At 66.0% G+C, this 9972-nt stretch carries 14 protein-coding genes and 1 pseudogene; 6 read left to right on the top strand and 9 right to left on the bottom strand.

Translation table 11 applies throughout. The features are described 5' to 3' along the window. Positions 1 to 560 (top strand): phasin family protein (locus ACXJL8_RS23440; protein WP_456685659.1); only part of this gene is annotated, 560 nt, incomplete at its 5' end. Positions 561 to 564: 4 nt separating this feature from the next. Here the strand turns inward: ACXJL8_RS23440 and ACXJL8_RS23435 are convergent. Next, complete coding sequence (locus ACXJL8_RS23435; RefSeq protein WP_456622880.1) at positions 565 to 1101, bottom strand: helix-turn-helix domain-containing protein; 537 nt, start codon at positions 1099 to 1101, stop codon at positions 565 to 567. 227 nt (positions 1102 to 1328) lie between these two features. On the opposite strand from ACXJL8_RS23435, the gene ACXJL8_RS23430 reads away from it, so the two are divergent. Next, on the top strand, positions 1329 to 1682 hold the full coding sequence (locus tag ACXJL8_RS23430; RefSeq protein ID WP_456622879.1) for a zinc ribbon domain-containing protein YjdM: 354 nt from the start codon (positions 1329 to 1331) through the stop codon (positions 1680 to 1682). A 39-nt stretch (positions 1683 to 1721) separates the two neighbouring features. On the opposite strand, the gene ACXJL8_RS23425 is transcribed toward ACXJL8_RS23430, so the two are convergent. The 5 genes from ACXJL8_RS23425 to ACXJL8_RS23405 form a co-directional block, all read right to left on the bottom strand. Then, a complete protein-coding gene (locus tag ACXJL8_RS23425; protein WP_456685658.1) occupies positions 1722 to 2642 on the bottom strand; it encodes a DMT family transporter in 921 nt (306 codons plus the stop codon). Between the two features lie 119 nt (positions 2643 to 2761). Continuing rightward, a complete protein-coding gene (locus ACXJL8_RS23420) occupies positions 2762 to 2908 on the bottom strand; it encodes a hypothetical protein (RefSeq protein WP_456622877.1) in 147 nt (48 codons plus the stop codon). Between the two features lie 262 nt (positions 2909 to 3170). Beyond that, positions 3171 to 3422, bottom strand: coding sequence for a hypothetical protein (locus tag ACXJL8_RS23415; protein ID WP_456622876.1), 252 nt, complete (start codon positions 3420 to 3422; stop codon positions 3171 to 3173). 189 nt (positions 3423 to 3611) lie between these two features. Beyond that, positions 3612 to 3818, bottom strand: a complete 207-nt coding sequence (locus ACXJL8_RS23410; protein WP_456622875.1) for a hypothetical protein — start codon at positions 3816 to 3818, stop codon at positions 3612 to 3614. Positions 3819 to 4051: 233 nt separating this feature from the next. Then, positions 4052 to 4216, bottom strand: coding sequence for a Flp family type IVb pilin (locus tag ACXJL8_RS23405; RefSeq protein WP_456622886.1), 165 nt, complete (start codon positions 4214 to 4216; stop codon positions 4052 to 4054). Positions 4217 to 4520: 304 nt separating this feature from the next. Here ACXJL8_RS23405 and ACXJL8_RS23400 point away from each other — a divergent pair, with 304 nt between their 5' ends. Further along, positions 4521 to 5816, top strand: a complete 1296-nt coding sequence (locus ACXJL8_RS23400; RefSeq protein WP_456622874.1) for a hypothetical protein — start codon at positions 4521 to 4523, stop codon at positions 5814 to 5816. Positions 5817 to 5828: 12 nt separating this feature from the next. Here ACXJL8_RS23400 and pdxY read toward each other — a convergent pair whose 3' ends face one another. From pdxY to ACXJL8_RS23385, 3 genes and pseudogenes are all read right to left on the bottom strand, one after another. After that, entirely contained in the window at positions 5829 to 6641 is an 813-nt protein-coding gene (gene pdxY / locus ACXJL8_RS23395; protein ID WP_456622873.1) for a pyridoxal kinase, read from the bottom strand. A 126-nt stretch (positions 6642 to 6767) separates the two neighbouring features. Then, on the bottom strand, positions 6768 to 7409 hold the full coding sequence (locus ACXJL8_RS23390) for an FMN-binding negative transcriptional regulator (protein WP_456622872.1): 642 nt from the start codon (positions 7407 to 7409) through the stop codon (positions 6768 to 6770). Positions 7410 to 7501: 92 nt separating this feature from the next. Further along, positions 7502 to 8146, bottom strand: a pseudogene (locus ACXJL8_RS23385) (TetR family transcriptional regulator). A gap of 99 nt (positions 8147 to 8245) precedes the next feature. On the opposite strand from ACXJL8_RS23385, the gene ACXJL8_RS23380 reads away from it, so the two are divergent. The 3 genes from ACXJL8_RS23380 to ACXJL8_RS23370 form a co-directional block, all read left to right on the top strand. Continuing rightward, positions 8246 to 8911 carry an O-methyltransferase gene (locus ACXJL8_RS23380; protein ID WP_456622871.1) on the top strand — a complete coding sequence of 222 codons (666 nt, stop codon included), beginning with the start codon at positions 8246 to 8248 and terminating at the stop codon, positions 8909 to 8911. Between the two features lie 180 nt (positions 8912 to 9091). Continuing rightward, positions 9092 to 9436, top strand: a complete 345-nt coding sequence (locus tag ACXJL8_RS23375) for a DMT family transporter (RefSeq protein WP_456622870.1) — start codon at positions 9092 to 9094, stop codon at positions 9434 to 9436. Continuing rightward, positions 9436 to 9972: TetR family transcriptional regulator (locus ACXJL8_RS23370; protein WP_456685657.1), on the top strand; the 537-nt coding region annotated here is incomplete at its 3' end. The genes ACXJL8_RS23375 and ACXJL8_RS23370, both read left to right, overlap by 1 nt.

The raw sequence follows: 9972 nt of genomic DNA, 5'->3' as shown, positions 1-9972 counted from the left end.
GGAACAAGCCAGTGGGCAAGCCGGGCCAGCGCAAGGGGCGGAAAAAGAGCGGGCAACGGACGAAGGCTGGCGAGCAACAGCTTGCCAGGACTGATGAAGCACGGGCGGCGGAGGTTGGCCAAGAAATCGGTCAAGAGATCGGTCAAGAGATCGTTCAAGAAATCGGTCAACCGACCAGTCCAGACATAAATGTATCGGTCGCCCCGAACCCAGCCTCGCCAGCTTTCGCAACTCCGACCACCGCGAGCGCACCGATCACACCACCGGAACTCGTCGCGGTGAGCCCCCACGCGATCGCAAATGCCTGCGCCGACTACGCCATGACGTCGCTCCAGCAGAGCTGGGCGCTGTTCGGGAAGCTCGCGTCTGCGCGGTCACCTGCCGAGGCCTTCGCGTTTCAGATGGAGTTTGCGAAGGAGGCCTGTGAAACCTTCGCCGCGCAGTCGCGGAAGATTGCCGACCTGCACGAGGAATTGGTCAGGCAGCGCGTCGTGCATTTCGAGGGCTGGGCGGCGGGGGTCACGCAGACCACATTCGAGCTGCGCGCGACACGTCACTAGCGCGCTACGCCGCGTCGACCTCCTCGGACGCCGGGCCTGTCACGAGCCCGTCGAGACTGACCATCAGGAGATCGGCGATGTGCATCAGCTGGTAGAGCGGAATGTCCGCCTCGCCGTTCTCGGCCAGCGCCACGAAGGTGGGCGCCACGCCGATGAGCTCCGCCAGCTGGGCTTCGGTGTAGCCGCGGGTCTCGCGCGCGGCTCTGACGCGCGCACCGATCGCTTGCTTGTGCCGGGACTGCTCGTCCGCGGTCATCATGACGGCCTGTTCGTCCGGGCTCGCATAGCCGTCCGCGAACGCGCTGCCGATCAGCCTGCCCCTGCGCCAGGCGACCCGGCAGCCCTTGCGCAGTCCGCTGCTGAAGATCAGCGAAAACTGCTCCGCGACCCAGAGCGACGAGTTGAGTTGCAGGCGGGCGCCGGTGCCGGAGACATCGCGGATGGTACAGGGCACGCTGATGCTGCTGCCGGTGCCGTTGTCGAACTCGACAATCCCGGTCCTCAACGTGTGATGTCTGACTGCGGCGCGATGATCGCTCATGACAGCTCCCGTAACCTGCGGCGTCGAACGGCATATCCGACGCATCCTTAAAATTCAGGCGCAAATTCCGCAGAATTTCGCCTGAACGCCGCCACCGGTTCAATCGCGACTGGACGCCATGGTAAAGGATTTGCTCCCAATCGGTACGATTGCGGGCATGCATGTTTTCCTTGCTTTAGCCGGGCGCGAACCTAGGGTGCGCCTCGCCAGCATGGAGGATCAGGCTTTTGACGGACGACACCACGAAATGCCCGAACTGCAATTCGGAGCATGCCTATCAGGATCGCGATCTCTGGATCTGCCCGGAATGCGCCCATGAATGGAGCGCTGCGGCCGGTGCGGCAACGGATGCGCCGCAGGAGGCGGGCGTGCGCGATGCCCATGGCAATGTGCTCGCCGACGGCGACAGCGTCATCGTGATGAAGGACCTCAAGGTCAAGGGATCGTCATCTGTCGTCAAGGGCGGCACCAAGGTCCGCAACATCCGCCTCCAGGACGCCACCGACGGCCACAACATCGCCTGCAAGATCGACGGCATCGGCGCGATGAACTTGAAATCGGAGTTCGTGAAGAAGGCCTGATGTGCAGGGTGGGTTGGCGTGAGCGTAACCCACCCGCGCTCAGCGCTGCCGCTGCGCCAGATAAAACCCGCACAGCACCGTCACCAATCCCGCCGCCTGCAACGCCGTCGGCGGCTCGYCGAGCAGCAGCCACCCGGTGAGCAGCGTCAGCGCCGGCACACAGGCGGGAAACACCGCGGCGCGCGCGACGCCGAGGCGCTGCACCGAGACGGCGAACAGATAGAGCGCGGCGGGTCCGGCAAGCACGCCCTGCGCCAGCGCCTGGATCGCGTTCTCGGACACGCCGATCGCCGCGATGCGCGAAAGCCCGCCGGTCAGCAGGTAGAGCGGCAGCAACAGCAGCGACAGCACGTTGATGACGGTCGCGGCCGAGAACGCCGAGACGCGCCAGTGGCGCAGCAGCGCGCCAAAGCCCGCGAACATCAATCCGGTGAGCACGAAGATCAGATCGCCCTGCACGCCGTCGGCCCCGATATGGCCGATCGATTCGGCGCCGATCACGCCGAGGCCGCCGACGATGACGATGGCGCCGGCCAAGCGCGAGACGGAGATCTTCTCCTTGAGGAACAGGGCAGCGAGCAGCAGGCCGCCGAGCGTCGCACAGGACGGCTGGATCACGCTGCCATGGCCGAGCGGCACGAACAGGAAGCCGGTGTAGGAGATCAGCGACATCACCGGGCCGCCCAGCACCATCAGCGCAAGGCCCCTGCCCCAGCCGATGCCGCAGAGATCACCGACGCCCGCGCGCAGCACCAGCGGCAGGAACGCGATGYCCGACCAGACATAGCGATGCACCAGGAGATCGACCGGCGTGAAGCCGACCTTCAAGCCATGCCGCGTGCCGGCAAAGCCGAGCGCCCAGAACAGCGCCGCGCCCAGCCCGCAGAGCACGCCGATCAGTGCCGGCGCCGCATCGTTCGTTCGAAAGGGAGCGTCAGCGCCGCTCGTCCGCTGATCCATGCAGCAAGCGTTACGTCGGCGGGTGGCACAGCTCAACCCATGCGGTCGCAGGGCTGGCACGCGGCAGCAGATGCGGATTGCGCAATCGTAGGGTGGGTTAGCGACCTACGATCTATCGCTCAGAAGAATCCGGGGCTGAGATCGAGCCCGTAGGTCAAGCTCAGCACGAACACGAACAGTGCGGCCGCAGCGAACAGTGCGACATGCCTGAGAATGAACGCGCGCGGCGATGCGCTTGCAATGACGGCTTTCTGGGCAACGGGCATGACGGACTCCAGTATGAAATCAATTATTGGCCGCTGAGGATGCGGCGGCCGCATCAAGCAGCGCGATCTGCAAAACAACTATTAAGGAGGTCACACGCGTCTTGAACGGCCGTACACAATCGAGGCATCGCGCGATTTTTTTCGGCTTCGGCTTCTCGATCCGCGCACGCGCGACGAAAACGCGCTGGTCGCTGCCGCAAAGAAAAACCGCGCTCCCGAAGGGAACGCGGTTTCGATGAATGCCGCTTCTCGCGATATCAGTTCAGCGGGCGCTGCCCGTGGTCACCGTCGCGGTCTTCACCTTGCGCGGCGTCAGCACGCTGGCCTGGTGAACCGTGGCGCTCGCGGCAGGCGCCGTCGCCTGCTGCTGGACATGTCCGGCACCGAGCACGCTGACCTGCACGGCGGAGACCGGGAAGCCATTGGCCTCATAGGCCGGCAGTTCGGCAGCGAGAGCGGCAGTGCTGCCCGCGATCGTCAGAATGGCGGCGATCGACAAAGTCTTCTTGTTCATTGGTGATGCTCCTGGAAGAAGGGTCGGAGCACATCTAATCGTCTTTCGCTGCATTGCGACACGCCTTGGTGCATTGCAACATCGCGCCCAGCGCATGGCAATATGTTTAATGCGCGCAACCTCTTGGCGCCGCCCCGCCTGCCGCGACGTGACACTGTCCAAACACTGCCCAGACACCCAAGCCCGGGATCAGCCGCCGAGCACGTTACCCCAGCCGTCGAAGAGATAGGCCTTCCAGGCCACGGTCCCATCCTCGCGCGGCTGGCTGGCGCGGCGATAGTCGTCGGCCTCCTCGGCGGTCCAGGTGATGATCGTGTCGGAGACGAGATCGTGCAGGATGGCGGGTTCAGCGGGATCGAAGGCGTCCATGGGACGAAGCGAGGAATGCGTGCTCATGGACGACCAAACGCACTGCCGGGCGCAAGGTTGCGCGAGGCGTCGGGCAAAAAAACACCCGGTCAAGGCGCACCAATCTGTCCCCGTCACCCTGAGGTGGCCGCTTCTTCAGCGGCCCTCGAAGGGCGACGGCCCAACTGCATCCGAGCCACTCATCCCGCGCGCTGCCGCGCACCGCACGCCTCGCACCTCCAGCGACAACGGCTTCGCCGTTGCGCGGGGATGACGGATACCTACTTCAACGCAGTCGCCAGCGATTGCAGCTTCGCAACGAGATTGGTGCCGAGCGCGTAGATGATTTCGATGATGGCGAGCGCGATGCCCGCTGCGATCAGGCCGTATTCGATCGCGGTGGCGCCGGATTCATCGGCGGCAAATTCGGCCAGCATGCATTTCAACTTCACACTCGTGTCCTTCCCAGATCGGCCGGACATTGCCGGCGCGAGAGAAATGCATTTCCACAATCCAAGATTGAGTTAACTTCGATCGCTCAATTTGACGGGACTCCACGCCGCCAATTTGGCGGTTCCGGCCTTGGAACCGCATGGAACCCGCGCGTTGCCCCCGGGCAACACCCGCCTGAAAAGCTCCTTTTCCCGAAATTGYGCCATTGCGCCGCCACACCGTCCTCCGAACAATCGACCTACCGCGTGCTTGGCTGTGCAACACTGGTTCGAACAGAACCTTTTGGAGGCAGGGATCATGAACGATCAGCGGTCTCTCATCGTGGCGGTCTCGTGCCCCTCGGCCGTCCTCGTCGGCTGGCTCGCACTCTCGCTGTCCGCCTACGCCCCGGCCCTGGTCGAGAACAGCGGCGCCAATGCGGCAACCATCTCCCGCGCGAAGGACCTCACGCGCCTCGAACTCGCCGATGTCCCGCGCGCCGCCACCATCGAGGATGGCGTCGCCTTGACGGCCGCCATCGCGGCCGCCGTGGCTGCGGCGCCGAGCTCGACGACCGCTGAAACAGCCGCGCCCGATGCGCCTGCGCCGGTCCAGCTCGCCTCCGCCGATCCGACCGACATGCTGCCGGTGGAAACGGCCCCTTCCAAGGTTTCGACCGAACCCGTTGCCGTCAGCGGCGAGGCCGCACCGGCGCAGGAGCCCGCGATCAAGCTCGCATCCGCCGACCCCGGTGATGTCGTGCCATCCGACGCGCTCTCGCCCGCAACGATCACGACCGGGCCCGCTTCTGTCGCGAGCAAGGCGTCGCCGTCCGCGGACACCGTGGCCGTGCTCGACGAATGCTTCGTCATCGACGCCTGCATCGATCGCTATCTCTGGGCGCTCTACCAGCGCACCGCGAAGGAAGATTCGATCAAGGTGCAGGAGCGCCGCGCCGTCACCGTCAAGCGCAGGGGCAAGATGGTCACGGTGATGCGCAGCTTCACCAAGCTGGTCGACGAGGATTTCGGCTGGAAGGATCCGAAGGCGGCCGACCATGCCGGCATGCCGCTGATGGACTACGTGATCGGCGGCATGGACAAGAGCTTCAAGCGAAAACTGTTTCGCACGCTGCTCGCCGCCGAAGCCGCCGGCCTGTCGCCGGGCATCACCAGCGCGTTCCGCGACGACTATCGCCAGTCGATCGCCAGCGGCCTGAAGGCCGCCTCCGACCGCTCCTATCACGGCGGCAGCACGCGCGGCGGCTACGGTCACGGCATGGCGGCCGACATCGTCTCGACCGCCGGCAACAACCGCGCGCAACGCTGGGTCTCGACCGAGATCCTGTGGAAGTGGGTCGACGCCAACGGCAAGGCGCTCGGCATCGGCCGGCCCTATCTCGGCCGCGATCCGCCGCATGTCGGCCCGGTCGACGGCCAGGAATACGTCTCGAAGCGCGGCAGCGGGGATCGGCAGCAAGTCGCGAACGCAAAGCCGAGGAAGGTCCACGTCGCATCGAAGCCGAAGCCGCCGAAAGCGCAGGCCGCGCGCGAGCAGAAGAACCCGGCGAAGCCGCAGAAGTCGGCACAATCCGCTGCGAAGCGGGCGACCTGAGCCCCTGACGCGTTACGCGCCTCGCACGGGCAGCGGCACGAGGCGCATCTCGGCCGTGCCAGCCTCTTGCGTGCGCACCAGCACGGCAAAGATGGTCTCGACCGCAAGCCGCACCGCCGCCTCCATCGCTGCGCCCTTGGCCAGATGCGCGGCGACCAGCCCGGCGAGGAGATCGCCGGTGCCGTAGGGGCGGATCGGCAGGCGCGGCGTCGCAAAGCGCGACAATTGGCCGTCCGCGCACAGGATCGTCTCGACCTGCCCCGCCAGCGTGTCGGTGAGCGTGCAGCCGGTGGCGACGACGTCGACCCGGCCCTGCCCCGCAATCACCGCGCACGCCGCGCGCAAGGCGTCCGCGTCCGCGATTCTGACGCCCGAGAGCAGCTCGAGCTCGAACTGGTTCGGCGTGGTCAGGCTTGCGGCCGGCAGCAGGCGGTGCCGGACTACGTCCAAAATGCCGTCGGCGACATAGATGCGGCCGTCATCGCCGATCACGGGGTCGCAGAGATAGAGCAGCCTTGAATTCCGCGTCAGCGCGCGCTCGACGAAATCGGCGACGACGACGGCGTTGTCGGGCGAGCCGAGATAGCCGGTGATGAGCACGGCGGCCTCGTCGACCAGATCGCGCTCCTCGACGCCCCTGAGCAGATCGGCGACGAGCTCGGCGTCCAGCACCCGGCCGCGCAGGCTCGGATAGCGCGGATGGTTGGACAACAGTGTCGTCGGCACCGCCGCGACGTTCACGCCCTCCGCCTGCATGGCGTAGGCGGCCGCGCTGTTGCCGACATGGCCGTGGACCACCTGGCTTTGAATGGAGATGACGAGCATGTGGCGGTCCGTAAGGTTAAATGCTGAGCGAGGCAAGCGTAGCTGGCGTAGCCCGGATGGAGCGAAGCGCAATCCGGGAATCGTGCGGCAAGCTCAAGACCCGGATTTCGCTTCGCTCCATCCGGGCTACAAGACTTCATACCCGAGCCCCGGCCGCAGCGCCCGCATCTGCCGCGCCAGACGCCGGTGTCCGGTCTCCTCCGACCGCCCCAGTCGATCGGCGACCGCGACATGGTCCGCATCGCTCTTGTGCTGGTTGAGCTTGGCCTGCCCCTCGACCTGATCGACCACGAGGTCGATGACCCGGATCGCCGCCAGCATGCTCTCGCGCTTGCCGGGCTCCATCTGCGCGAGGTCCCAGGGCTGTTTGGGTAGCCGCGCCTCGGAGACCGCGAGCAGCGCATCGCCATGGCCGCGGTTCTCGCTGTGCCCGCGCAGATGCGCGACCCCCGACAGGTGCACGGCCTCGTAGAGCCAGGTCGAGACGTTGTCGGGCGAGGCGTACCAATCGTTGGAGATGTAGGCGTCGTCGCCCGCGACGATCAGCAGGAAGCGCCTGGCGCCGTCGGCGAGCTCGACCAACGGGTTTTTCGCCGTGAGATGGATCTGCACGATCGTGCTCCCGTCACGCTGCCCCAGCACGAACGGCACGTGCGAGGCACGCGGGCCATGCGCATCCGACGCCACGATCACGCCAAAGCCGCGCGCAGCCGCGAACTCCAGCGCACGCTGCTGCTCGATGCGGAACTGCGGACGGAGGACATGCATGGCGCGGCACTCGATGGCTGGACGAAGGACCATACGAGGCTAACCCATCATCCGGCGAAATCCGAAACGATATTGGGCCGCAAACGCAGATGTCAGGAATGATTTCGGCGTCGCGCAAGCTCGCCGAGATAGGCGCAGAACATGTCGGCCAGCCCATCGGCACGACGCGCGATCTCGGCCTCGCTGCGCGGCGTCTCCGAGAAGCGCTTGCCGACCTCGCTCAGCGTCGTCTTGATCAGCTCCCCGGCGAGTTCGCGCGTTGCCTCCTAGGCCTCTGGCAACGCCTCGCGCATAAAGATCGCGACAATGCCCTCGCCGGCTGCCCGCGCCTCCTGCGCCTCGGGCGCGTCACGATAGAGCGGCGCGGCATCGCTGAGCGCGCTACGGATCGCGGCCTCCTCGCATTCGGAGCGAATGAAGGCGTGGACCAGCGCGCGCAGCCGCACCAGTGGCGGCTTCGTCGGGTCCGCCAAAATGCCGCGCAGGAGCTCGCTTGTGCTCCGCCACTCATCGCTCTGGAGACGGAACAGGATCGCCGCCTTGTTCGGAAAATATTGGTAGAGCGATCCGACGCTCACCCCGGCCCGCTCCGCCACCCGCGCGGTGGTGAAACGCTGCGCCCCCTCCTTCGCCAAGACCTGAACAGCGGCATCCAGGATAGCCGCGACCAGCTCGTTTGAGCGGACCTGTTGCGGCTGTTTTCGTGAGGAAACTGAACGGCTTCGACGATCGGCCAAGATGCGCCCGGGGTAATGCGAATAGGAAATGCGACGAATTAGTCGTATTTCAATTCGTACGCAAGCACGCGCTTTTGCCGCGAACTCTGGAGACACCAAATGACCACCCCGACTATCACGTCGCTTGCGCCGCTGCTGGATCGCCTGTTCGACGAGGACGAAGCAGCACGCGGCGCAATGCGAGTTGCCTTCGCCCACCTGACCGACGCCGACCGCGCACGGATGATGCGGAGCAAGACCGATTACGCCGACCTCTACGGACGCCTGAGGGACGTCCCGCTCGCGGTCACCCGCGAGACCGGCGCGCTGCTCTACATGCTGGCGCGCAGCTCGCGCGCCAAAACGATCGTCGAGTTCGGCACCTCGTTCGGCATCTCGACCCTGCACCTTGCCGCAGGCCTGCGCGACAATGGCGGCGGCCGGCTCATCACCAGCGAGTTCGAGCCGTCCAAGGCGGCGCGGGCGCGGGACAACCTCTCGGCCGGCGGGCTGCTCGATCTCGTCGAAATCCGCGAGGGCGATGCGCTGAAGACGCTCAGCGCCGATCTGCCTGACACGATCGATCTCGTGCTGCTCGACGGCGCCAAGGCGCTCTACCCGGAGATCCTGGGTCTGGTCGAAGGCCATCTCAGGCCGGGTGCGATCATCGTCGCCGACAACGCCGACGACAGCCCCGACTATCTGGCGCGCATGCGCACGCCCGGAGGCGGCTACATGTCCACGCCCTTTGCCGAAGACGTCGAGCTCTCCGTGCGGATCGATTAGCGCCGAATCGGACCACTGCGCCCCCGGAGCCGCCGCGCGATTCATCGCGCGGCGGCTTCAGGCTGCATCCGATTTGTCGCAGGCCCGTCACTCACACGTGATACCTGCTCCCGGCAAAAGCCATGTTCCGCGTGCTAAACATACCTACCGCGCGGTATCTTTCGTGCTCCCAGGTTCGCCATGACGTCCGCCTTCAACGCCTACACAGCCCTTGCCCTCGCCATCGTCTTCGAGGTCACCGCATCCGCCTTTCTGCAGCAATCGGCGCAGTTCACGCGGCCGTGGCCGACGCTGGCGATGGTGCTGTTCTACGTCGCCTCGTTCTACGCGCTGTCGGTCGCGATCCGGGTGATTCCCCTGAGCATCGCCTACGCGATCTGGGGCGGGGTCGGCATCATCCTGACCGCCACCCTCTCCTTCGTGCTGTTCCGCCAGATGCTGGACGCCGCCGCCTTCGTCGGCATCGCCCTGATCGTGTCCGGGGTCGTGATCATCAACCTGTTCTCGGAGACGACGGTGCATTGATGGGTGCAAGCGCCTACACCCGCGCCAAGCAGCCCGAGCAGGTGCGGCGTGCCCTGCTCGCCCACGCTGCGGCTATCGCCATGGACCACGGTGTATCAGGCGTCACCGTGCAGGCGGTGGCGGCGGCCGCCGGCGTCACCAAGGGCGGGCTGTTTCATCATTTCACCAGCAAACAGGCGCTGATCGAAGGCCTGTTCACCGATCTGCTCGCCCGCGTCGACGCCGAGATCGACGCCGCCGTCGAAGCGGATCCGAAGCCGCGCGGCAGCTTCACGCGCGCCTATGTCAACGCGGTCTTCACCGGCAAGGCGTTCGGCTTCGCCACGCCCTGGGCCGCGCTCAGCATGGTCGTGGTCACCGATCCGTCGCTGCGCCGGCTCTGGAACGACTGGATGAAGGCGCGCCTGAAGCGGCATCGCGCCACCGACGGCACGCCCGAGCTCCAGATCGTGCGCCTCGCCGCCGACGGCGCCTGGCTGTCCTATGTCACGACGGGACAGACCCGCATGAGCGCGGACCTTCGCGCCGTGCACGAC

The organism is Bradyrhizobium sp. P5_C11_2, from assembly GCF_054049755.1.
Note: the sequence above shows the minus strand (reverse complement) of the source record. Positions and strands in the feature narration are given on the sequence as shown.

What these genes read in the sequence shown, in the direction of transcription:
- ACXJL8_RS23435 (WP_456622880.1), bottom strand. Translation starts at nt 1,101, where the DNA reads ATGAGCGATCATCGCGCCGCAGTCAGACATCACACGTTGAGGACCGGG.
- ACXJL8_RS23400 (WP_456622874.1), top strand. Translation starts at nt 4,521, where the DNA reads ATGAACGATCAGCGGTCTCTCATCGTGGCGGTCTCGTGCCCCTCGGCC.
- ACXJL8_RS23410 (WP_456622875.1), bottom strand. Translation starts at nt 3,818, where the DNA reads ATGAGCACGCATTCCTCGCTTCGTCCCATGGACGCCTTCGATCCCGCT.
- ACXJL8_RS23415 (WP_456622876.1), bottom strand. Translation starts at nt 3,422, where the DNA reads ATGAACAAGAAGACTTTGTCGATCGCCGCCATTCTGACGATCGCGGGC.
- pdxY (WP_456622873.1), bottom strand. Translation starts at nt 6,641, where the DNA reads ATGCTCGTCATCTCCATTCAAAGCCAGGTGGTCCACGGCCATGTCGGC.
- ACXJL8_RS23420 (WP_456622877.1), bottom strand. Translation starts at nt 2,908, where the DNA reads ATGCCCGTTGCCCAGAAAGCCGTCATTGCAAGCGCATCGCCGCGCGCG.
- ACXJL8_RS23390 (WP_456622872.1), bottom strand. Translation starts at nt 7,409, where the DNA reads ATGCATGTCCTCCGTCCGCAGTTCCGCATCGAGCAGCAGCGTGCGCTG.
- ACXJL8_RS23375 (WP_456622870.1), top strand. Translation starts at nt 9,092, where the DNA reads ATGACGTCCGCCTTCAACGCCTACACAGCCCTTGCCCTCGCCATCGTC.
- ACXJL8_RS23380 (WP_456622871.1), top strand. Translation starts at nt 8,246, where the DNA reads ATGACCACCCCGACTATCACGTCGCTTGCGCCGCTGCTGGATCGCCTG.